Source organism: Vulcanisaeta sp. EB80, assembly GCF_002078205.2.
Genome location: NZ_LCWN02000035.1, coordinates 1 through 21,162, shown reverse-complemented (window position 1 = coordinate 21,162; position 21,162 = coordinate 1). Strand labels below are relative to the sequence as shown.

Annotated in this window: 23 protein-coding genes, 1 tRNA gene and 1 pseudogene; 13 read left to right on the top strand and 12 right to left on the bottom strand. The window is 48.1% G+C overall.

The genetic code is table 11. The features are described from left to right. Positions 1-195: hypothetical protein (locus B7L70_RS13420; RefSeq protein ID WP_162009128.1), on the top strand; the 195-nt coding region annotated here is incomplete at its 5' end. Positions 196-229: 34 nt separating this feature from the next. On the opposite strand, the gene B7L70_RS07320 is transcribed toward B7L70_RS13420, so the two are convergent. Both B7L70_RS07320 and B7L70_RS07315 read right to left on the bottom strand, forming a co-directional pair. Then, the gene (locus B7L70_RS07320; protein WP_081227215.1) at positions 230-982 is read right to left on the bottom strand and encodes a hypothetical protein; all 753 of its coding nucleotides are present in this window, start codon (positions 980-982) and stop codon (positions 230-232) included. 44 nt (positions 983-1,026) lie between these two features. Next, complete coding sequence (locus B7L70_RS07315; RefSeq protein WP_081227214.1) at positions 1,027-1,269, bottom strand: hypothetical protein; 243 nt, start codon at positions 1,267-1,269, stop codon at positions 1,027-1,029. Between the two features lie 13 nt (positions 1,270-1,282). Here B7L70_RS07315 and B7L70_RS14150 point away from each other — a divergent pair, with 13 nt between their 5' ends. The 8 genes and pseudogenes from B7L70_RS14150 to B7L70_RS07285 all read left to right on the top strand — a co-directional run bounded on the left by B7L70_RS14150 (position 1,283) and on the right by B7L70_RS07285 (position 10,683). Beyond that, positions 1,283-1,408: a hypothetical protein gene (locus tag B7L70_RS14150; RefSeq protein ID WP_255408852.1), complete on the top strand. Its 126-nt coding sequence runs from the start codon at positions 1,283-1,285 to the stop codon at positions 1,406-1,408. Positions 1,409-1,423: 15 nt separating this feature from the next. Further along, positions 1,424-5,887, top strand: coding sequence for a hypothetical protein (locus B7L70_RS13755; RefSeq protein ID WP_202908706.1), 4,464 nt, complete (start codon positions 1,424-1,426; stop codon positions 5,885-5,887). A 71-nt stretch (positions 5,888-5,958) separates the two neighbouring features. After that, the gene (locus tag B7L70_RS07305) at positions 5,959-6,810 is read left to right on the top strand and encodes a hypothetical protein (RefSeq protein WP_081227213.1); all 852 of its coding nucleotides are present in this window, start codon (positions 5,959-5,961) and stop codon (positions 6,808-6,810) included. Positions 6,811-6,884: 74 nt separating this feature from the next. Beyond that, positions 6,885-7,091 (top strand): hypothetical protein, encoded by a 207-nt coding sequence (locus B7L70_RS13030; RefSeq protein ID WP_143701583.1) that lies wholly within the window; start codon positions 6,885-6,887, stop codon positions 7,089-7,091. 269 nt (positions 7,092-7,360) lie between these two features. Continuing rightward, positions 7,361-8,017, top strand: a pseudogene (locus tag B7L70_RS14290) (LAGLIDADG family homing endonuclease); the annotation flags it as partial. A 359-nt stretch (positions 8,018-8,376) separates the two neighbouring features. Beyond that, positions 8,377-8,464: transfer RNA gene (locus B7L70_RS07295), tRNA-Leu, on the top strand. A gap of 352 nt (positions 8,465-8,816) precedes the next feature. Continuing rightward, on the top strand, positions 8,817-9,905 hold the full coding sequence (locus B7L70_RS07290; RefSeq protein WP_081227212.1) for a family 1 encapsulin nanocompartment shell protein: 1,089 nt from the start codon (positions 8,817-8,819) through the stop codon (positions 9,903-9,905). 232 nt (positions 9,906-10,137) lie between these two features. After that, on the top strand, positions 10,138-10,683 hold the full coding sequence (locus B7L70_RS07285) for a thioredoxin domain-containing protein (RefSeq protein WP_101940254.1): 546 nt from the start codon (positions 10,138-10,140) through the stop codon (positions 10,681-10,683). On the opposite strand, the gene B7L70_RS07280 is transcribed toward B7L70_RS07285, so the two are convergent. Together B7L70_RS07280 and B7L70_RS13415 are read right to left on the bottom strand one after the other, a co-directional pair. After that, positions 10,674-10,901, bottom strand: coding sequence for a hypothetical protein (locus B7L70_RS07280; protein ID WP_081227211.1), 228 nt, complete (start codon positions 10,899-10,901; stop codon positions 10,674-10,676). The two genes, B7L70_RS07285 and B7L70_RS07280, sit on opposite strands and share 10 nt — an antisense overlap. A gap of 133 nt (positions 10,902-11,034) precedes the next feature. Further along, a complete protein-coding gene (locus B7L70_RS13415; protein WP_162009127.1) occupies positions 11,035-11,196 on the bottom strand; it encodes a hypothetical protein in 162 nt (53 codons plus the stop codon). A 129-nt stretch (positions 11,197-11,325) separates the two neighbouring features. On the opposite strand from B7L70_RS13415, the gene B7L70_RS13410 reads away from it, so the two are divergent. Both B7L70_RS13410 and B7L70_RS07270 read left to right on the top strand, forming a co-directional pair. Next, entirely contained in the window at positions 11,326-11,490 is a 165-nt protein-coding gene (locus B7L70_RS13410; protein ID WP_162009126.1) for a hypothetical protein, read from the top strand. Next, positions 11,477-12,841, top strand: coding sequence for an LAGLIDADG family homing endonuclease (locus B7L70_RS07270; protein WP_143701582.1), 1,365 nt, complete (start codon positions 11,477-11,479; stop codon positions 12,839-12,841). Before B7L70_RS13410 ends, B7L70_RS07270 begins: the two co-directional genes overlap by 14 nt. A 3-nt stretch (positions 12,842-12,844) precedes the next feature. Here B7L70_RS07270 and B7L70_RS13935 read toward each other — a convergent pair whose 3' ends face one another. The 4 genes from B7L70_RS13935 to B7L70_RS07250 are packed head-to-tail and all read right to left on the bottom strand — an operon-like array spanning position 12,845 to position 15,270. Beyond that, positions 12,845-13,138 carry a hypothetical protein gene (locus B7L70_RS13935; RefSeq protein ID WP_238376154.1) on the bottom strand — a complete coding sequence of 98 codons (294 nt, stop codon included), beginning with the start codon at positions 13,136-13,138 and terminating at the stop codon, positions 12,845-12,847. A 32-nt stretch (positions 13,139-13,170) separates the two neighbouring features. Then, positions 13,171-14,442, bottom strand: coding sequence for a proton-conducting transporter membrane subunit (locus tag B7L70_RS07260; RefSeq protein ID WP_081227208.1), 1,272 nt, complete (start codon positions 14,440-14,442; stop codon positions 13,171-13,173). Positions 14,443-14,467: 25 nt separating this feature from the next. Continuing rightward, entirely contained in the window at positions 14,468-14,797 is a 330-nt protein-coding gene (locus B7L70_RS07255) for an NADH-quinone oxidoreductase subunit K (protein WP_081227207.1), read from the bottom strand. Beyond that, a complete protein-coding gene (locus tag B7L70_RS07250; protein ID WP_081227206.1) occupies positions 14,788-15,270 on the bottom strand; it encodes a hypothetical protein in 483 nt (160 codons plus the stop codon). The genes B7L70_RS07255 and B7L70_RS07250 overlap by 10 nt, the downstream gene beginning before the upstream one ends. Positions 15,271-15,392: 122 nt before the next feature. Between B7L70_RS07250 and B7L70_RS07245 the strand changes: the two genes are divergently transcribed. Continuing rightward, positions 15,393-15,893, top strand: a complete 501-nt coding sequence (locus B7L70_RS07245; protein ID WP_081227205.1) for a cob(I)yrinic acid a,c-diamide adenosyltransferase — start codon at positions 15,393-15,395, stop codon at positions 15,891-15,893. A gap of 37 nt (positions 15,894-15,930) precedes the next feature. After that, entirely contained in the window at positions 15,931-16,722 is a 792-nt protein-coding gene (locus B7L70_RS07240) for a BtpA/SgcQ family protein (protein WP_081227204.1), read from the top strand. 41 nt (positions 16,723-16,763) lie between these two features. Here B7L70_RS07240 and B7L70_RS07235 read toward each other — a convergent pair whose 3' ends face one another. From B7L70_RS07235 to B7L70_RS07220, 4 genes are all read right to left on the bottom strand, one after another. Next, positions 16,764-18,110 (bottom strand): 4Fe-4S binding protein, encoded by a 1,347-nt coding sequence (locus tag B7L70_RS07235; RefSeq protein ID WP_081227216.1) that lies wholly within the window; start codon positions 18,108-18,110, stop codon positions 16,764-16,766. Beyond that, positions 18,088-18,762, bottom strand: a complete 675-nt coding sequence (locus B7L70_RS07230) for a molecular chaperone (RefSeq protein WP_081227203.1) — start codon at positions 18,760-18,762, stop codon at positions 18,088-18,090. The genes B7L70_RS07235 and B7L70_RS07230 overlap by 23 nt, the downstream gene beginning before the upstream one ends. 5 nt (positions 18,763-18,767) lie before the next feature. Next, positions 18,768-19,562 (bottom strand): 4Fe-4S dicluster domain-containing protein, encoded by a 795-nt coding sequence (locus tag B7L70_RS07225; protein WP_081227202.1) that lies wholly within the window; start codon positions 19,560-19,562, stop codon positions 18,768-18,770. A 5-nt stretch (positions 19,563-19,567) separates the two neighbouring features. Next, on the bottom strand, positions 19,568-21,162 hold a 1,595-nt coding region (locus tag B7L70_RS07220), incomplete at its 5' end, for a molybdopterin dinucleotide binding domain-containing protein (RefSeq protein WP_304440742.1).

The window sequence follows — 21,162 nt, the reverse complement described above, 5'->3', positions numbered from 1 at the left end:
GCACCCTCTAGCTTTATTGACAATGTTAGATTCTTCATGTTAGAGCAGTTCGTATTCGCCATTTTCATAATCATACTCTCCATGGCAGCACCGACTGCCATTGCTGTGTTATTCTTCGTACCCCTAACCCTGGCAGTCACGATAGACCTAGTGACATATATAATGCTGGTCATCACGGTGATTGAACACATGTAACCACCAAGTGGTAATCAAGGAGGAGCCAGGTAGGCTAGGAGCCCGTGGGGTTAGGACCTTGGGTCCTTAGGTCTTGTGCCTTGTCTTTATTGCTATTCATGATTGCACTTATTACAATGTATCCGGCCAGTAACCCCAATGGTGGTGCGGTGACTAGCCCGTCTATTGATCCGTAGGCTCCAATAATTACTGAGCCAATGCATGCACTCGGTATTAGCCGGGGTATTGACGAGATGGCTAGCGCTGTGGCTACATCGATAATTAGGCTCCCGGCAATTAATGAGGCGTATAGCGTGAATAGGAGCGGCATCCAATCACTGCCTATCTTCCATCTCTTCTCATGGGCGTAGACCAATGGCGTTGTTGAGCCGATGACTATCGAAGCCATAAATATAGCCATGCTGTCGAGGTTGGTGGGTATTGAGGTGCGGGCTTGGGCTGGCTCAGTGGTAATTACTAGGAACAAGATTACCGACAATATGGCGTAAACAGCTACTATGCCCAGCGAGTACCTGACCAAGCCAGTCCTCGGTTTGTCCCTGGCAAGTAGTGAATAAGCTATTGCGACCAGCACCGCATTAGTAATTATTGCAACTAGGTTTATGTAGAGGCCATAGCCACCAATGATTAACGGCGATTCCAAGCCTAGGGTTTTGTTGAAGATTGGCGAATCGCCAATGCATGTTTGAATGTTTAGGGCTACGCATGTGGCTAGTGCAAATATGATGGTGAGCACGGTGATGCGTGTTATGCCCTCAACACACCACTCATCACATAACCTGCTCAAGGCCCAACTTTAAGCGTTAACAACGGCGGCATTGCGGACCAAAATTAGGAGACCGAGGAGCACCTAACCAAGCCAGACCTCTCGGCGTTGTAGTAGTGCATCAATGCCTTCGCTGGGTCGTTGGCGTAAATGAGCTTTACCGATAATTCCTTACCCCTCCAATACTCAATAACCACCTCACCACTAACATCATACAGGCAGTACCTATCGATAACGCCCAAAACCTCCCTGGCAATAGGTAGACCGGCCTTGACCGCCTCATCAATCGTTAAAGCCTTAATCTCCACGGGGATGAATACGATGCCCTCAACGCATGGTTTATTATTCTGGTTGGTTTGGGTTGGTGGGGTTCATGCAGCACCAAGGGCGTCCGCCGTCACGGCATTATCCATAATCAGCCATAGGCAAAGCCTTAAATATCATTGAACCATGTCACGCTTAATGGAGAGTGACTCTGGTGTTGATTTGTTTAGTGGCTTCAATGAGGTTGAGGTTGGTGAGGTTAGTGAGGTTCTTCGCAGGTGTGTTGGTTGTGGTAGGTTCGTCCTCATTGGGCCGCCGAGGAGTGGTAAGACGTTTTTCAGAGAGAATTACCTGGAGGGCAAGGAGGGTAGGCTGGGTGCTGGCGTCACCGTTGATGAGCATACGCTAGGCATAACCACAACCACCAAGACCGAGGGCAAAGAAGCCAAGGGCGAGTTGGGGCTTCGTGAGAAGGTTATGAGGATTCTTGAGGGGTTGATACCCCTGATTGGGAGGTTGAGGGAGAAGGTGAGGGTTGAGGATGAGGAGTTGAGGAGGATCCTTGGTGATAGAGCTCCCAAGCCTGTTGTTGAGGGGGCTAGGGGGATGATTGGGGACTCACCACACAGGGCTTACTACATACCGTGGGACAGCAATGAGGTAAGGAAGTGCATGGAGGAGCCCAGTGCATGTGCCTTCGGTGCGAATGTTGGTAAAGCATTGAAGCTGATCAAGGAGGCATTTGGGGATAGGAGGATTAGGTGGTTTAGGGCTGAGTACATACCGCCGGGTCTTGTCGAGGAGGTCATCGAATTAATCAGAGAGAAGGGTGAGGGTGGAGCTAGGGAGGTGTTAGAGGACTGGGTTGAGTCCTACTTCAAAGCCGTTGAGACCTTGAGTAGGGTTCTCGGTGTGAGAGAGAATCTGCTTGAGCGGGAGTCATTGTCTGTGGTGTTCCTGAACAACTTCGTGAACAACTACGCGAAGTACGTGATTGGCGGCTTAGCCGCAACCCCACTGATGGGTGCAGCTTCCCTAGCCATAATCTCGGTGCTCACGTACATGGCATTCAAGAAGGAGGAGGAGAACTACCTCAAGGAGATCATTGAGTTGAGGAGAAGCCTTGAGGGGTTGAGGAGGCGGGATGGCGAGTTTAGTGAGTTGGGTGAGTTGTTGGTCTATAGGGTTGCCTACGCAATGGGGATGAGTTACGAGGAAGCCAAGGAGGCACTAATGGACATAGCAGACTTAAGCATAGAAGAGCTGGAGAGGAGGGTTAACGAGATTGAGGAGAAAATTGAGGAGCTTGAGGAGAAGTTTGAGTTGTTCAGGCAGGAGGTGCCTGCGGGCATAGTCACGGCTGATGTCAATGAGTTCGCGAAAGGTAGGATTTACCCAAACATCAAGGTGAAAGGCGGTGAGTTAAGGATTAGGGCTGAGGATAGGTACTATAACATAGTTAGGGCTGGCAAGTTCAATGAATTGATCAGTGATGTTGAGAGTAAGCTTATGGGTAATGGTGTTGTTGTGGTTGTTGGGCCTAAGGGTATTGGTAAGTCCACGTTGGCAGCAGCCGTGATTTGGGAGTTACTCGTGAATGGCGATGTTGGTAGGGTTGCACGTGTTGATGTACTCAATGAGGAGAATTCCTGGGGATTCGAGAGATTCCTTAGGAACTACAGTAGGGAATTCATAAACTACTTCGGCAGGTTGCTCATACTCTACGACCCAGCGTCCACAGAGTCCTATGAGAGAGTGGACATTGACGTGGAGGCGCCCGTACAATCAAACATCGAGAGGACAATAAAGAACTTGATGGATTTTGTAGACTCAATAAGCCCCAAAGCTTCGAGACCATTCATGCTCATCGTACTACCGAGCGACTTCTACAACGCATTGAGTGAGGAAGTGAGGAATGCGGTGGAGGTGTATAGGCTTGATGTTTCGCAGGCATTGAGTGATAGGGAGTTCCTAGCCGAGTTGATTAGGGAGTACACGAGGACCAGGAGCAACCCTAACGGGTGTGCGTTAAGCAATGATGTGCTCAGCAAATCAGCAGACGAGTTGACCAAGTTCGACTCGGACCGCGCACTTATAGCCAGGCTAGTTGGCGAGGAGCTGGCGAGGAACAACTGCGACGTGGGCAAGATAGAGGAGTTAATCAACAACGCCAAGAGTAGGGCTAAGGCATTCATAATACAGTATATAAACAAACTATTCAAAGTCTATAAAAACCCCGACACAGCCAAAGCCTTAGTCGAAATCTTCGCATTAAGGAAACCATTCGTTAATGATGTAAGTCCCGGTGTCCCAATACTGACGCCAGGCATTGTCGAGTTGATTAGCGAGGTGAGGAGCGCGAGTTTGCTCTATAGTGCGGAGGGTGAGGAGTTGAGGAGTTGGTTGGCACGTAGGCAGCATGACTTGATCGAGGAGGCGATTGAGGAACTACTCGACTGCATTGCGAGTGAGAATGAGGAGTGCAAGGACCTCGGTGATGCGTTAAAACCCTGGGTGCCTGGATCTGTTAAGTTGTTGAAGGAGATCTCGGAGAAGGTAAGAGATGTAGACAGTGTCGTTAAGTACTTCGCCAGTAAGTACGGCAAGGAATTCACAACCACTCTAGGAAGCTTTAGCAATAAGTGCTGGAAAAGAGCCGCATTAATCATTGGGTATGCCTCGGCTGGGCGTGTTTTGGCGCCTGGGCCCGAGGTCTTACCTGAGAGCTTAAGGAAGGATGATGTTGAGTTCCTTGGTAATGCCTTAAACAGGTGCGGTGTTGATGATTACCTACTCGTTGGTGACGAAATCCCACCATTAATACGGCGTCTAATCAGGAATTACGCACGTGCCTTGGCCAAGGCATTCATTGATAAGTACGATGAGGCCGTTGCCGAGGTGAGGAGGGTTCTTGGTATCGCCAGGGATAGGGGCAGTATTCATGAGACTGAGGGTTTTTATGGTCTTGGGCTAGCCTCAATAATCGCCAGGGCTGTTGAGTCAGGCAAGCCCGTTAGATCCAGCGGTGCTGATGCGGCATTGCATATAGCGTCATTCGCCATACAACACGTTGTATCACCAATCTTCATTATGCCAATACTAAGTGCCTTAAAGCCGTTGCGTGGTAAGGCGCCACATAGATACCTCGAACTACTAGCCACTGCATCGGTTATGGAGAACCTCGACCTTGGCACGGTTAGGTACATATTTAAGGAGTTGAATGGGATTTTAGGCAGTTACGGTGATGTGGTTAAGGGACACGCCTGGTCCCTCGTAAATGCAATAATTGCCTACGCCGTCCCGCTTAGGGGGTATCTTGCGTATTTCAGTTATGGGGAGATTGAGAATATGGTTGGTAGGGTTGTTGATTTGCTCAACGAGTTGGGCAAGTTCAAGTCCAGCCTGGGCGTCGTAGCATGGGCCCATGCGTTAGCCCCAGCGTTAATACATGGAGGTGTGAGGGTGCTTATGGAGGAGAAACTAGGCATCAACGTGGTTAATAAGGCTAGTGAGGTCGCCGAGGAACTAAATAAATTGAGAGGAAAGGTTCCGGAGTTAATGAGCGATAAGGAATTCATGGGTTACGTCGAATCCAAGTCCGTAAAGGCTAATGAGGAGGCAGTTAAGGAAGAAATCCTTGAGGCAGCATCGCTTCTCAAGCACGCATTGGCACGTTATAGGCTTGATAATGACGAGCTTGATAAGGCGGAGAGACTATTCAATGAGGTAGCTGAGGAGAGTAGGGAGATCGGTGACTATGAAAACGACCTAGTTGCACGTGGTTGGGTATTGCGTGTTGAGGCGATTAATGGCTCGTTGGTTGACTATGAGTTGGTTAACTTGGTTAAAAAGTTTCAGCAATTGTACGAGGAGACCTTTAAGGAGCATTTCAAGCCCACGGCCCATTATCTCAGTGCTGCATCGAGTACACTTGGTGAATACCTCGTGTCCCTAGCCCTAACGGGTAACTACGAAACGATCAACGAGCTACTTGAGGAGCATTTGTGGGTACTGAACGCCAATAAGCAAGCCTCGGTCCTGACCAGGCTAACACTCAACGCCCTACTCAGACCAAGGGGTGAATTAAACAGTGAGCTTAAGGGTAAGCTTAGTGTCAACCCTGGGGAGTTGATTAATGCCTTCGAAACTGATATGCTTCGTAAGTACCTGCCCGCGTTGATGGTTGTCCTTGGTATTGCTAAGCCTGAGGATGGAATTAAGTTATGTGAGGAGTTTAACGATGAAGTTTGCGTAGGTTTCGTCTTGGCAGTTAAGGAAAACAGTGCTGTTATTGAATGGCTAAGAGAATTGTTAATCAACGCTTTCCGGGAAGTATTGATCGTAAGGTTGAACTCATTTAGGGAACTCGGCGTCGACATCGACACAGTACTCAATAAGTTTATGGAGTTGGTGTATGGGCTCGACGGCAAGTCCCTAGTCCGACTAATCACCCCCGTAAACTCAAGGGCTTCACTAGCCTTTATGCTCTACGCACTGATCAATGGCGATGAGAAGCTAGCCAAGGCACACGCACTCTATGGGGCTCCTTATTACGGTAAGTTGCTCGGGAGGTTGTTCCTTGAGGCTTACGGGGCGTGTTGTGACTTGAAGAGTGAGGAGTTTAGGCGTGCCATAGCCAGGCTCTTCTTCTACCACGTTTAGTCCTTGGTTGGTGAGGGCTTTGCCTAACTTTATGAGGTGAGGTTTTATATTTTGGTGGGATTGCTTTTGTGGTGGTTGAGAACTCACCTTGCATTGCGAGTGGTGTTGGCTTCCTGTCCAGAGTTGTTAATGAGGTGATTGATTACTTGGGCAGTGGTGATGTTCCTAGTCGCGTGCTTAGGGATGGCATCAACAGGAGGGTTAGTAATACCGTGACTAAAATCATGGGCGTAGTCCATGTTAAGGGCTACAGGTGGCCCACGACGATCGAGTCCATACTATCGAGGACAGCCCACGTGCTATTCAAGGAAGTAGCGTTGGGCGTGAGATCGGGTAGGTTTATTCCATCACTCGCGGAGTTCTGCGCCTACATTGATGAGGCTAAAGCCGTGATATGCGGCTCGCCTGACCTATTGATCCACGACTTGAGGGGTAAATCGGCATGCCTTGTTGAGTTAAAGATAGCACCAACCTTCGGTGATTACTCGCCGTTCATCAAAATGGCAGCCGTTAAACTAGCCATTTACTCATGGCTCTTAAGCAACTACTACGCCGGAGGCGGTGAGTGGCAATTGGGCTACATAGCCCTAATACACTACGCGAAGGAGGGAGGCAATGCACTGGGTGCGGTGCTCTACCCAATATGCATTAGGGTCACGGACACGATAAGGTCGTTCATAGCCAATGCCTACAGGGCTTGGAGAAACAAGACAATGATTAGAGTCAGCGACTGCAAGTTGGCGAAGTTGATCTATGGGAGGAAATTCACGAAATGCGTGAATGAGGAGGTCTTGATAGACATGCCGAGTTGGGCAGCCTCAATTAATGGGGCGATAAACAACGAACTATTCAGGAGGTGGAAGGCGCTACGGAAAGAGGCTTCGGTGAAGCCGCGTTGGAGACTTATTAAGGCTGTTGGGTAAAATAAAGTGGAAAGTGATGAGTCCCCGAGCAAACCACCCCGGTATAGCCGGGGCGGGTGCTCTGGGATGATCCAATGGGTGGTTGCGACCCACCCACCGTGGGTGTGGGTTGGGGAGACCACCCACTAGCCTGGCTGTTGACATATAATGGAGCAGACTGCAAACTATGGAGGTACGTGCATCGAAAATGCACGGAAGCAGAGCTGTGCCGAGAGGCAGCGTCACTACTATCCACTATCGACTACAGTCTCGAGGAGCACAAATGCCTCCAAACAACCTAAACCACCCAGCCAAACCAAAGCCCAATCCCTTCAAAACCAAGCCGCCCATGCCCGTGTCCTTCCCCATCCTCCCAAGCCCACCCGACTCTAACTCTCGCCCGGGTGAGTTGCATGAGGTCTGCGTCTACGAATAAGGGCTCCACGAAGCCCTGTGCTTCACCGCGCCGGACTCCGCGGTTGGGGCCAGGGTGGATTAAAACCAGAGCGGGATGGGCACAGCCCAGTCCCGCTAGGGTCCGGGAAGGGGTGGGAGGAGAGGCGATGACGCCATGAACCCGCAGACCCACGACCGTGGGGCGGGTAGGAGTAGGCTCGTGGAGGAAATCGAGGAAATACTGAGGAGACGACTCGGTTGGAACGAAATCATGATGAGCAACATCATGTGGAGGTACATCGGCATCAACGTGGATGAACTTATCACGTATGGCATAGACCCACATGCGTGGATAGAGATTCTACGCCACATCAGTATAAACGACACATACATGTTAGGTGCAGTGCATGGTGACGTATATGTAAGACCAACATCACCAAGCTGGTATGAGGTTTCGGCGCATACTACAAGTACGACGGGTGTGATGTATTTTGAAAGGTTAACGAGAACAATAAAAACGCCAACTGTTGAATTTGCAACGTGGAGGAAGAAGCCCAACGTGATCTACGTAAAGTTCTATGTTAAATTAAGGAGGAGTGAGTGGCCGTGGCATGGCAAGGGTTACGAAATAATAAAGAGCTTCAACGCAACTGAACTGCTGAAATACGTCGCCGGTTTAATAGACACGGACGGCATAGTCGCATCCGAGAAGCAGCCGTATGGGTACAGATTCGAGATAGATATAACCTCCGCCAACATCGAGTTTTTAGAGTTCCTTAAGAACGTAGTTTATGAGAGATTGGGCATTACGGGCTCGATTAAGAAGTCGAAAGGAGATAGTAGATTGCGGTTTCGAAGTTTGCAAGCCGTTCAGTTGTATGAGGGGTTGCGTCAATATCTGGCGCATCCAATGAAGAGGTTGAGGGCGGAGGTGTATTTGAAGTACTACAACAAGGAGTTGACAATAAGAGAGTTTGAGCACTTTTACGAGCCACTGAAATACGATAATGATGGCAACGACCCAAAGAGGTACCACGCCGCAGATATGCTCACCCAAGCGGCCCCACAAACCCACACCCACGAGGAAGCCTCCCCCGTTAAATCCCCAAGGCTGGCCATTAAGAATAGGGTTAAGACGTACATGAAAACCAGGACGAAAAAGTTAAAAGCCTGCGATGCACAACAAGACCTGCGGGGGTGCCCGAGCCAGGACAAAGGGGCAGGGTTGAGGTCCCTGTGGCGAAGGCCTGCGTGGGTTCAAATCCCACCCCCCGCACCAAAAACTGAAAACCACGTCATAAATCATTTATGAAGTTTGTGCATACCGTTTACGGGGCTCATGTATACTACCATCACCATGTTACAGTTTTAACGTTTTCCTGTTATTGATGAGTAAAAATATTCATTGCGTTAATTACTTCTCCTCATTCTCATGCGTTAGTCCTACCAAGGTGCCTCTTAACGTAATAAGTATCTGTGTAGTGGGTGCAGGGACTTAACTTGCGTGAATTGGTTGTTGATCTTCAGTTTTCCTGGCGAAGTTTAGTTACCGTTGTGGTGGATGGATAGTATTAAGGTGAGGTTGAGGTGCTGGGGGTAATACTTAATAGGTTTCATTGATTATTTGAACTATGGGTTTTTCGAAGAATCCGGTGGATATAGTTAGGGATAGAAGGTTAAGCCAGGGTGAGGTTGCTGATGCGTTAAGACTTGCGATTATGGCTGAGCTTGATGCAATCAACCTATATCTTCAATTATCTAGGTTGATTGATGATGAGAGGGTTAGGAGGGTTTTTGAGAATATTGCTAAGGAAGAGAAGACCCACTTCGGTGAGTTTCTGACGCTGCTTAAGTCCATTGATCCTGAGCAGGTGGAGCAGTTAAAGGCTGGGTCTAAGGAGGTTGGCGAGTTGACAGGGATTAAGGTTTCTAGTGATGGTGATCCATCCCAGCAGGATGTTGTTAGGTCATCGGCATTGACTGAGGAGGAGTTGAGGTATATTGAGGGTAAGGTTAGGGAGGTTGCTGATGGTGTTAGGAGGTTTAGGAAGTATTTACAGCTCTACCCAGTAGGTCCTGGTGCTGACTCGGTGACCCTTGAGGAGGTCGTGATTGATAAGGTGGTAAGTAGTTTGAGAACGGTAATATCTCTCAGGGAATTGAGTATTAAGTTCACAATATCGCAGAGACAGGTTGAGTACTCGAGGGCGCGTGGTGAACGTGTTTACTCAACCTCCATTGACCAAGCCGCTATTAGGCTTGCCTATCAGGAGGATAGTGCAATCCTCAGTGATTTATTAAGTAATGCAAAGGTGCGTAGAGTTGCGATAACGTCGTGGGAGGCGGCTGGCTCCGCTGTTGATGAGGTGTCTAGGGCTGTTAATATGCTCTTTATGGACTCGATACCTGAGCCCTATGTGTTGTTCGTGAGCCCTAGTAGGTACACTAAGTTATTGAGTGTTGTTGAGAGGACCGGTGTGATGGAATTAACGAGGGTTAAGTCGTTAGTTAAGGATGTGGTTATGATACCTCAGTTGACGGATGATACTGCGCTGTTGATGTCAGTACATGGATCCATTATTGACCTAGCGATTGGTGCGGATACGGCATTAGTGTACTTAGGGCCTGAGGACGGGGTCCATTCATTCACGCTATGGGAGACGTTGGCTGTTAGGGTTAAGGATCCAAGGGGCTTATTAGTGCTTAAGCAGTCGTCGTGACTAACCACGTGTAGGCAAGGTTAAACCACTTATTATTAATTGTTAACTTGGTTATTATGTTCGTGGCTAGTAAGTACGACTCGTGGTTCCTTAGTAATCCTTACGTGCTGGAGCCAGAGGTTTTATTGTCCAAGTACTTGATCCAGGTTGTCTCTTATTGATGTGGTTATTTAGACTGATTATTTCGAATAACGGTTTAATGTTTTTAAGCCAACTTTATTCTGGTGTTTTGATGAGTGATGAGTGGTTGATTAGGGATGTGAGGGGTGTGTTGGAGAGGGTCGATAGGGTGGGTCTTGGTTTTAAGGCGGTGAATCCTAGGCTACTTATTGTCCTATTTTATGATCTGCATTGCCCTGGTTGCGCAATCCTTGAGGATGAGGCTGGTGACTACTTGATGGAGCTTGTTAATGATGGTAAGGCGTCACTTTACTTTGTGGATTACCCTGTGCATAGGGGTATTGAGAGGCTTCACGCAGCCTTCAGGTGCATCTACAGGCGCAACCCAAACACCTTCATTGAGTCGCTTAGGAGGCATTACGAGGCGTATTTATCGGGTAAGTTGGACAATGAGGTGGCGCTGGCAAATGCTACGGGTGATTGCTTGAATGAGGAGCTTCCCAGGGTTATGGAGGCGAAGGCATTGGCTAAGGAGCTTGGTGCACCTGGTACACCAACATTGATAATCGGCAACCTAGTCAAGAACATAGGTCAGGGTATCTTTGGCTACCCAGGGCTTACTAAACTAATGAAAACAATAGAGGAATTCTACCTGTGAGATACTCTACGTGTTGGTACGTACCTCCTCCTCAATTGAAGTATTGATATGACCATTGAGGCGTTGCCTATAGCGTTTATTGCTGTCCCAGCCTCCATGACGCTAGGCACTAACGCGAGCCACATGATGACGGCAATTATTGAAATTACGGAACCTACCCTACCCAGGTTGTTCCTAAATTGATTACTGAGCATTAGCACACCAACGTAACCCGCCACTGACAAGCCTAGTAGTATGCTTATTGATATTAGGAATAGTAGTGCGGCGGCATCAAAGTCGTGGTATAGGTAGAATGTGTATGAGATGGCTAGTGTGGTTGGTGTGGTTCATTTTTAGGGCTGGCTACCAGCCCTATGTGAGTATTACCCTCGGTAGTTTCTCTATTATTTTCTTTGGTACGTGTTGTTGGATCAAATGCTTGTTGTGGTTGTAGTTGCTCTTCATTAGTATTGCGTGCATTATTGGTGTTGCGTTGCTGTGGAGCACCGGGTAGCGTTTGTTAACCACGCCCACGACTACGTGGTTGTGCACCGCGTGCAAGTAAGTAATGTCCTTAAGCGTTATTTGTCTTAAGCGATCGATGGTTGAGTCTTCGTAGTGCCTTATAAATCTAATAGATAAAATAACTGTTGGGTGTGGGTTGTGGAATGGCCGCTCGCTTGGCTCATGACCTATGGAGGAGTTGATTGCCAACTGTGGGGCTTCGTTTACAGTAAGTGTATGGAGGCGGAACCATGCAGCAAAGTAGCCAAGATATTCGTGGATGAACTGAAGAAACATAGGTGTTTCGGCTATGCACCAAAGTGAGTGCCTAGCCAAGGGTGGGTTCAAAATCAACGGGCCGCCGAGAGTCGGCAAAGGCCCAATGATCATCAAGGAAATCTCAGATACAAGCAACGAAGCCTCCCTGCCTCGACCCACCCAGGCGGGGAGGATAGAACTCTGCCAAGGACTAATCGAGGAAGCAATAAAGTGCTTAGGGAACAACGACAAGCAATGCGTCACGAGACTCATTGAGGAGTTGATTCGAAACCAATGCCACGATGGTAGACTAATCGGCAAGGAGGTTGCTGATGGGGTTAGGATGGTTGCTCATGAGCTATGGCTGGTAAGCGATAACGAGTTAAGGTGTAAGTTGCTAAGGACGCTTAGGGAACTTGGCGTAACGAAGAAATGGGTTAGAGGAGCATTGAAGATGAATAGAAAAGATCTGGATAAGAAGTGGCTCACTAGGTGTAATATTAAGTGGGGTATTAGGATAAAGAGGAGAGATATTATAAAGCGTGTTGAGGGTTTACTTAGGGAGAGGTTTGGTTGGGATGAAGTTAAGATGTGTGAGACATTGCTAAAGTACATCGGTGTTGATGCTGAGGTGCTCAGAAGGTATGGGATAGAGCCTTGTGACTGGGTTCATGCAGGATTTGACGACATCTACCTCATGGGCATTATATTGAGTGACTCACACATTGAAGTCGTAAATAACTACGTAGAGATTCAGCTAGGTACTACTAATACAATTGGTGCAGTGTTTTTCTTGTCGCTTTTGCGAGAACCGAGCCTTTCAATATCGTGGTTCAATGGAAAAACGCGACTCGTAGAGGTGAGGTACTTAATCGTCCTCGGCAAAGTAGATAAGTGGGGGTGGTTGAATCGCGAGGAGTTGATTAAACGTATAAGGGCATTGAGGCCGGAGGATGTGCCCCGGCTGATCGCCGGGGCTATCGATGGGGATGGCTCGATCAGCTACGATTTTGACGAATCCAGACCATTCATAAACATCGTGTCGTGCAAAGCATGTGAGAAGAGGGTTTTTCTTGACGCCTTGCAAGAGGCATTAGAGAAATTGGGGATTGAGGGAAAAATCTACGAGTCAAGCGATAGAGCTGTATTAGAGGTTTATGGGAAAGAAGCCGTCAAGCTGCTTAGGCTAATCATACCGTACCTACGACATCCGTTGAAGCGTCTAAGGGCTAAGCTAATTTTAATGCTTCGTGACGGTATTATTGACAAAAATACTTTTGCTGAACTCTATAGTCAAACGATGTACGGAGACTGCAACAATGACCCGAAAAGATGCCGCGCAATAGAAGTCTTAGCCAGGGCGGCCCCACAAACCCACACCCACGGGTCAGAACAAAACAAAACTAAACCAAAATAAAGCTCATGGTGGGCCCGGTGGGATTTGAACCCGGGACCTCCCGGTATCGTAGGTTCGTACCTTATCAGCCTTACGCGGGGCTTTCGCCCCAGGGCGCTCCAACCGGGCTGAGCTAATGCATGCATTATTCCAACCGAACATACCAATGCCTATCCATAGTATTGCCGTTATTAACTGAAGTAGGTCGTAAATGATGTCCGTAAAGCCCATTAATAATAACACCTTCATTATCACATCGAGTATGAGGGAGTACGTTATGGCTGTTAATCCCTCGTAAACACCCCTAACAATGCTCATAATGAGTACTTCTATGGTTGATTGATTTTAAATCATAGTCTCAGGGTTAGGTAGTTAGTCAGGTTCATTATTGGGTGTATTAGCCACGTGGGTGGGATTGTGGTTGAGAGTACGATTATTGTGAAGGTTATTATCAAGCCCTCGGCTAAGCCCCTCTTCCAACCTGTACCTAAATCCCTGGCGAGCCTTATGTAGTATGGCACGGATATGACGGAGTTTATCACCAGAAGTACTGCCAACCACACGAGGTTTCCATAAACGAGGGCAAGTATTATGTAGAGCTTTGACCAGAAGCCGAGGAGTGGTGGTGTGCCTATGAAGGCTAGGGATATTAACCACGTGCTCACTGCATTATTGCCCTTAGAATATACTGAATTGAAGAATCCCATCTTACCTGCTGCATTCATGAATAACTGGGTTATCAAACCAACGAGTGCTAAGCCTAGCGTAATCATTGAGTGTAGTGCGTAGCCCATTATTGCCGCTGCCAATGCAGCCATTACGTAACCCATGTTGGCTATTGATGAGTAGGCCAGGGTTCTCGCGTTTTCTCTACTCGTTAATGCACCAATGTTGCCCAGGAACATGGATATTGTTGCGAAGGCACCAACTATGTAGGCTAGGTAATAGGGTGGTATTGAGCCCATTGTTGTCAGTATTACCTTTACGGCAACTATGAATGGTGCTATCTTGGCTATCGAGGCTATTATCGAGATAGGTATTGGATTACCTGCGGTGAATACGTCAGGAACCCACTCATGCATTGGGGCTGCACCAACCTCTAGGGAAAGTCCGAGGAGTAGGAGTGAGAATCCTATTATGTATGTTACTAGTGAGGGTCCTGAGCTGATTATTACTGCGCCTACGAAGAATAATACCGTCGCTATTATCATGTTCACAACGTACTTAATACCTACCTCGATACTAACGTTCGGGTCTCCCATTAGGATTAATAGGTATGTTGGTGCGGACACGAGCATTAGCGATAGTAGGATTAGGGCTAGGTTGCTCGTGTATAGTGCAAGTACTGTGGCTATTATCATTATGGCAACCAGCATATAATCAGCGCCCCTGATTGGTGAGTTCAGCCTCATCAATGTCACGATACCCAGTATTCCAATCACCACTATGAAGGATACATAGGTTAGCAGATACGTGTTTGGTGTAATTAATAGTATTAGCATGGATATTAGGGGGGCTACCCATGAATATTTCCTGGCACCCTCATTTAATAAAGCCGGTGCTGTACCTATTACGTTAATTATTGTTGAGGCAAGGAGGACGTATTCATAGGGGATTGGCATTGGGCATCACCTATAGGTCCGCATTTTAGGCATTACTCCTAGCTCCCTCATACGTTTCACCACCAGCCCTAACCTCCTCAACACTCACCGATTTCCTAACCCTATCCAACGCCATTATCGCTATTATCAACGTCATGAATTCCGTGGATGACGTTAGTATTGTCACAATTAAAACGCCGAATGCGACCACAGAATTCACAGCAAATAGTGGTATGAGTGCTAGGAATATGGCGTTGAACATAAGCTCCAGCGATATTAACACCCTAATTAGGTCATTAGCCCTTAATGCGCTGTAGTAACCAATCATTAGTAGGATTGATGCGAAGCCGTAAATCAATGCTGCATTCACCTCCATCGACCGCTCACCTCTAGGTAGTACATTATTAAGCCGATCATTATTGCCATCAGCAATGATGAGAGTAAGGCAATTAGTAATAGATCGCTTGGTGTTGATACGAAGCTCATTAGCGATTGGCTTGTGATTGGTGTGATATTGTACGCGGTTTCGATCGAGGCTATTATTATGGCTATTATGAAGAGTATCATAGGCAGCACCCAGGACTTGCCAGCACCACCCCTGAACTCAACGCGCCTGTAGGTTGCGGCGAGCACTATTGTTATTGTTATTGTTGCGCCAACAAAGACTAGGTATATCAGTATGAAGCCGTAGGTTATACCGAATAATCCATAGATTGCACCAACAAGTCCTGTGGTTATTGCCAGGTAGATTGCGGCGTATAGATTGTCCCTAGTTATCGTGATACCCAATGCGGTTAATATCGAGACTATACCAAGTGCAATCAATGCACCCAGGTAGGCATTGATCATAACGGGAAACCCATCGATTCGCGTGTTTTTAAGTCTTAACCAATCGACATACTACAAGTGATTGATAATTACCAATACGGAGACACAAAACTAAATTAATAAGGGTTGTGTGCTGGGTTGCCGTGGGTCTCGTATTACTCTACACGGGGAATGGTAAGGGTAAAACTACGGCAGCCCTAGGCCTTGTGCTTAGGGCTGTTGGTCATGGGTATAGGGTCGTGATTGGGCACCTAATGAAGACTCTGATCTATAGGGGTGAGTATGTTGGCGAGTACTTAGCGATAAAGAGATTCCTTAGTGATTACGTCGATGTTTACTCACTGGATCCGGACCAGCACCTAACTCCGAGAGATGTCCTCACAATGGCTGTTAATAGGGCTAGGGAGGTTAAGCCATTCCTGCTAATCCTCGATGAGGTCAACAACGCCGTTGCGGCTAACTACCTGAGTGCCAGTGAGGTGATTGAGGCAATCAAGTCATTACCGCCGGAGGTCAATGTTGTGCTAACCGGTAGGGATGCGCCCAGGGAGTTCTTGGAATTCGCTGACTTGGTCACGGTTATGGAACCTGTGAAGCATTATTTCGATAGAGGCGTTGTCGGTATTAAGGGTCTTGAGTGGTAAGGGTAACATTATTTAATTGCTGTGCAATATGGGTTCAATGCCAACGCTTAGGTTTAGGGAGGATAGACCAACACTAATCGGCGTTATTCACCTACCGCCACTACCTGGCTCCATAAGGTATGGTGGTTTGGACATTAGCACCATAATTGACTTTGCGGTTAGGAACGCCAGGGTACTTGATGAGGCCGGGTTTGATGGAGTTATACTAGAGAACTTCAATGATTACCCATTCAAGGCTAGGGTTAGGGACCCAGAGACCATAGCCTCCATGGCCGTGATAGCCAGGGAAGTCGTTAAGACCGTGACAATACCAGTCGGCATAAATCTCCTCAGGAATTCAGGGCCTGAGGCTGCGGCTGTAGCGATTGTCGTGGGTGCCTCATTCATAAGGAGTAATGCGTACTGCGAGGCAGTGGTTAGTGCTGAGGGTATTCTTGAACCTGTTGCCAGGGAGGTTATGGAGACCATGACTAGGCTGAACTCTAAAATAACGGTGCTGGCTGACGTATTCGTTAAGCATGGAAGCCCACTGCACAGGATGACTATTGAGGATGTCGCCAAGGATTGCGTGGAGAGGGACTTGGCGGATGCCCTGGTGGTAACTGGACCTAGGACGGGTGAACCACCGGATCCTCTGTTGGTTAGGCGGGTGGTTAAGGCCGTGAGCGCCAAGGTTCTTGTTGGTAGTGGTATAACGCCCAACAACGTAAGTGATTACAAGGATGCACATGGTTTCATAGTCGGCACATACCTAAAGGATGAGGAGGGGCAAATAGATTCGGTGAAGGCTAGGCAATTAGTGAGTGCTGTGAAGCAGTTGGGTAAGTGAGGGAAAGGTCTCCGTTTATTGAAGGGGATAGGGTTTATTTTTTAAGATTGAACGCCAGGTAGGTTCCTGGCTCCCTTAATACCTAACCCTGTCTCGAGCATCTTCTTGGCTGTGTAATACCTCCTGCAGTCTGGGCATAGGTATAACCACTCAGGGTCGCCCTTGATACCAAGTCTCACCTTGGTGGTCATTATATGGCGCTTTGTGTCAAAGGGCTTACCGCACATCTTGCACCTAACAACCTCATCCTCAACCTCATCAACATAATCATCACCGGGTATTGAGGATGCCCTAGACACCGTAATAGCCTTCTCCGGGCATAACTTCTTGCAATACCCACAACCAATACACTTGGCCCAATCTAGCCTAAGCACAGTCTTATCACCAACCCTGGTAACATCAAAGGCTCTCTCAGGGCACTTTGCAAAGCATACACCACAGAATGAGCATTTAACGGTATCAATACCAACATTAAACACCTTAAGGTTATCTCCACCCATGCCTGTCATAATGGGCCTTAGGGCTTTCAGGGCCTTTGCATAATCACTACGTCTAATCCCCATGTAGTTTATTGATTTATTAAACAAACCACCACTTATCGTGTACTTACCCCTAACCGTAACCTTCAAAGCCTTTGATATGTCGCCTATCAACCCCTCACTAACCTTAACCCCAGCCAATGGGCAATCCTCCATGGGGCATTCCAGGGAGACCTCATTAACCTTCGTTAGGTCCATCATCAACCACTCGGGACTAACTGCTGCTATGCAGGGTACGAAGTAGACATACTCACCATTACCAGGGGCTCTCTGGTTAGCTGTGCATGTGTACGTTATCCTAGTTACCTGGCTAGTATTATTGAGTTTATTCAACAGTAATGCGTGTTCATTATCATCAGCACCAGCCATGATTAAGGCGCCGGTTGGGCATGCCCTAACGCATAGGCCACATTCTATGCACGATTGGGCATTTACCTCAACCCTATTGTTGACTATAGATACAGCACCCACGGGACATGCCTGCAGGCACTCATGACACCCATACCTAGCCTTACATGCGTTCTCAATAAATTCAGGTACATTCTTGGGCTTAGTCCTAACAACCCTACCCCTAAGCAGTTCCCTCCTGGTTATTGGACCCTCGATTGGAACTTCCATAGGCTTAACCCTCCTACCCATCAACTGAGCCTTAAGCAATTCCAGGTAATCCTCACTTGGATTCCTGAGTATGTGTACGTCAATTTCGTGCTTATTAAGTATTGTTGTATCCACCTCATCCCTATTCCTCAGTACGATGATTATTGGCCCATCATGCTCACTAGCCTCCCTTAACTCCTCATCTGTTGGGTCCTCAAGTATTAATAACCTACCCTCCTCCTGGATTGGCATAGGCATCACGCACGAAACCTATTACATCCCTATCCCTGGTTATGAAATCCCTTGTGAAGTTCAGCAGGAGTTTGAAGTAATCGGTCTTAACGAGTTTTAGGGCGCTTGATACAAAGGTTGGTATCCAATTCAGTAGGTGATTGCTTATGAAGTAATCCTCCTCCTCGATGTACTTCAGGGCATCTGCTGGGTCCTCATACTCCTTATACGCCAGGAAGCTCATGAACGCGAACTCAACCGCTATGTGATCACCTCTCAAATCCCTGAATTCCTTGTTAAGGGCTAGGTCGTAATCCGCATATAGCTTCCTTAGTGAGATCTCCACATTCATGTCCAGGTAGCCCGTGTGTGTATAGCCCTCGTACGGTATTGCGCCGTAATCAACCTTCGTGAAATCAACCTCTATTGGCGTTAATAGGTCGTAATTGTTAATCCCCTCAGCCACATCCAGAAACTTCATCAATAAATCCATGGTTGGGTAAAGGTTGGATAAGTACTTAGCCGCATCCCTAGCCCTGGGTATCCTAGACTTAACAAGCCTCTCGAAATCACTGATCCTGTAGGGGTATAAGAAGCATGATGATAGGAGGTCATAAATAATGGACCTAGAAAGGGCTATTGATTTTAAAACCTGGGGATCTAACTGCTTCATACTGCTCACGTACCCTGACCCTTAGAGTTACCAACACTCTCAACCTCGCAATGACCGCCTGACGGTTTAACGCCACTAAGCTTCTGTAGGAGTGTTGGTAGGTCTGCGGCACCAGTCCTCAGGGCGAATTCCTCGGGCTCCTCCTTAGTCACTATACGTGTTGATTCGTTTGTCTGGATTCCCGGCATTACGTATAGGCTCGGTGGGTCAGTACCATATTCAGCGCCCATTGGTGCAGCGCCCTTCCTCACCGCCGTCCTGTATATTATACTGTTGGGGTCATCCATATCACCAAATATCCTAGCCCCCGCTGGGCAGTTCCTGACACATGGCGGTATCCTCTCATACAGCGGCAGTGATTCATTGTAAATCCTGTCAATGGCTAAGACGCACTTCTTAGCCACACCCTCCACCGGGTCAAATGTTATGTTGCCGTATGGGCATGCGTTCTCGCAGTACCTACACCCTATACACACCTCGTAGTTAATGACAACAACACCATCCTCCTTCCTCTTATATATAGCACCCGTTGGGCAAACGGTGGTGCAAGCCGGGTTCCTGCAGTGGAAGCAGCTTATGGGTACACTAAACGTCTTGGTGTTTGGGAACTCCCCAACCTCAACCTGCAACACCCTTAAGAAGAACAGAGACCACGGCCCCTTACCCGGCTCTGGACCCCATGGCTTAAGGTCCGTCATTGGGCCGTAGCAACCGCTGGAGTGCCACTCCTTGCATGACATCATGCATGCGGCGCATCCAAAGCATTTACTTAGGTCTGTAAGTATTGCTAACTGGACCATTCAGGTCACCCTTGTCCATTACCATTCCTCCTGGGATCCGCCGTGTTTGATTTTGAATCAGAGGGTGATGCCGTAGCACTACTGAAGGAGTAACCCATGGAATGACTTATTGCCTCTTGGAACTGTAGCCACGATGAGTTCACCTCATACCAGCTTATACCCATCTCCTCAGGGCTCTTATAGGCGTTGTAGTTGAACACCTTGATGTTCCAAGCCTCACTACCAACTATCAGCTTCGGCGGTGTCTTAACTATTGGGTCCGCATTACCCCACGCCGAGTATGGCTTATCATTAGCAATCCTAACAATCTTCACCCTAAGGTCACCCCAGACAGTCTTACCGGTAAATGGGTCGAGGTTTAGCGTTGGGTAGTTACCGCTCTGTACCGCACTTATTAAGCCATTCACCGTGTACTGGCTATTGGGCACACCACCCTGGCTCTGGGCCCTGGTGTAGACGTATATGTCGTTGAACATGAAGCCCCTCACAGTCTCCAGCGCATTAGGTGGCAGAGCCATCATGCCAGCCCTAGCGTTCCTAGACTTCCAGTAACCAACCACGCCTGGCGCTATGGCCTCCGTTAGGAATACCTGCCCCCTAGCTATCTCACCACCCCTACTGGTTAGCTCAACCCAATCACCATTCTTAATCCCGTATTGGGCAGCCGTCTTCGGGTTCATCCAGATCACCGAGTATGGCAAAATCTGCCTCAGCCATGGGTGGTGTTGCTCCCAGGTGTGGTAGAACCAAGGATTCGACTTCCTGTTTAGCGTGGCCAGTGGGTATTCATTTGGCGGGGATCCGTCTGGGGCTGTCCACTCAAGCGACTCATACCAAACTGGTATTGGGTGGTAATACTGCTTAATTATCTGGGCAACATGAGTACCCCACCAATCACTTGGCGGAGTATTGTTCTTCTCAGCTAACTGTAGGTACGTTGAGTCACCAGTCTTCTCGTACATGTAGTAGAAGTAGGCGTTCTTACCCTTCCATAATCCGTAGGCAGCCAGTATAAACTTCATTATTATTTCTGAGTATATCGGTATTATTACGGGCTTAGCATAGGGCATCATGCCGACACTTGCAGCCCACTCGAGGTAGCCCTTATTCACATGCCTATAGTACCTAATCTCCAGCGGTAACTCGTAGTAGGCGAAGGCATGGCCAACTGTCTGCGTACCTGGTGATACACCAGGTGGGTAGACTCCATTGGTTACGGGCACCTTCTGTGGTGGCGGGTACGTTTCACTGCCTGAGTAGGCTGCGGCATTTATGAAGCCCGGGTAAACATACATCTTTATCTGGTTGGGATTAGGCTCACCCTTGCAGCACTTAGTGCCATCAGTACCCCTGGCCATGAATAGGACACCGACACCAGGCGCGTACTGCCACTTCCACAACCAGTCATACATCAGGTTCGGGTACATGGGCTCCCCAGTATCCGTGACAAAACCTGGCAATCCCAACTTCGTGCCCAGTATAATTTCGCCATCACTCCACGGCCTAACCTCCTTAAATAACGGTGGTAGTATTGGCCACTCAATGTTGTCACCGGGTCCATGGACTGACGAGGTTGGTCTATCCAATAGGCTGTGCTCGC

Bases quoted from the DNA above. Each gene is read 5' to 3' on its own strand.
- B7L70_RS14150 (WP_255408852.1), top strand. From the start codon at position 1,283: ATGCCCTCAACGCATGGTTTATTATTCTGGTTGGTTTGGGTTGGTGGG.
- B7L70_RS13755 (WP_202908706.1), top strand. From the start codon at position 1,424: ATGGAGAGTGACTCTGGTGTTGATTTGTTTAGTGGCTTCAATGAGGTT.
- B7L70_RS13030 (WP_143701583.1), top strand. From the start codon at position 6,885: ATGGGTGGTTGCGACCCACCCACCGTGGGTGTGGGTTGGGGAGACCAC.
- B7L70_RS07290 (WP_081227212.1), top strand. From the start codon at position 8,817: ATGGGTTTTTCGAAGAATCCGGTGGATATAGTTAGGGATAGAAGGTTA.
- B7L70_RS07285 (WP_101940254.1), top strand. From the start codon at position 10,138: ATGAGTGATGAGTGGTTGATTAGGGATGTGAGGGGTGTGTTGGAGAGG.
- B7L70_RS07270 (WP_143701582.1), top strand. From the start codon at position 11,477: ATGCACCAAAGTGAGTGCCTAGCCAAGGGTGGGTTCAAAATCAACGGG.
- B7L70_RS13935 (WP_238376154.1), bottom strand. From the start codon at position 13,138: ATGAGCATTGTTAGGGGTGTTTACGAGGGATTAACAGCCATAACGTAC.
- B7L70_RS07260 (WP_081227208.1), bottom strand. From the start codon at position 14,442: ATGCCAATCCCCTATGAATACGTCCTCCTTGCCTCAACAATAATTAAC.
- B7L70_RS07255 (WP_081227207.1), bottom strand. From the start codon at position 14,797: ATGGAGGTGAATGCAGCATTGATTTACGGCTTCGCATCAATCCTACTA.
- B7L70_RS07250 (WP_081227206.1), bottom strand. From the start codon at position 15,270: ATGATCAATGCCTACCTGGGTGCATTGATTGCACTTGGTATAGTCTCG.
- B7L70_RS07240 (WP_081227204.1), top strand. From the start codon at position 15,931: ATGCCAACGCTTAGGTTTAGGGAGGATAGACCAACACTAATCGGCGTT.
- B7L70_RS07235 (WP_081227216.1), bottom strand. From the start codon at position 18,110: ATGCCAATCCAGGAGGAGGGTAGGTTATTAATACTTGAGGACCCAACA.
- B7L70_RS07230 (WP_081227203.1), bottom strand. From the start codon at position 18,762: ATGAAGCAGTTAGATCCCCAGGTTTTAAAATCAATAGCCCTTTCTAGG.
- B7L70_RS07225 (WP_081227202.1), bottom strand. From the start codon at position 19,562: ATGGTCCAGTTAGCAATACTTACAGACCTAAGTAAATGCTTTGGATGC.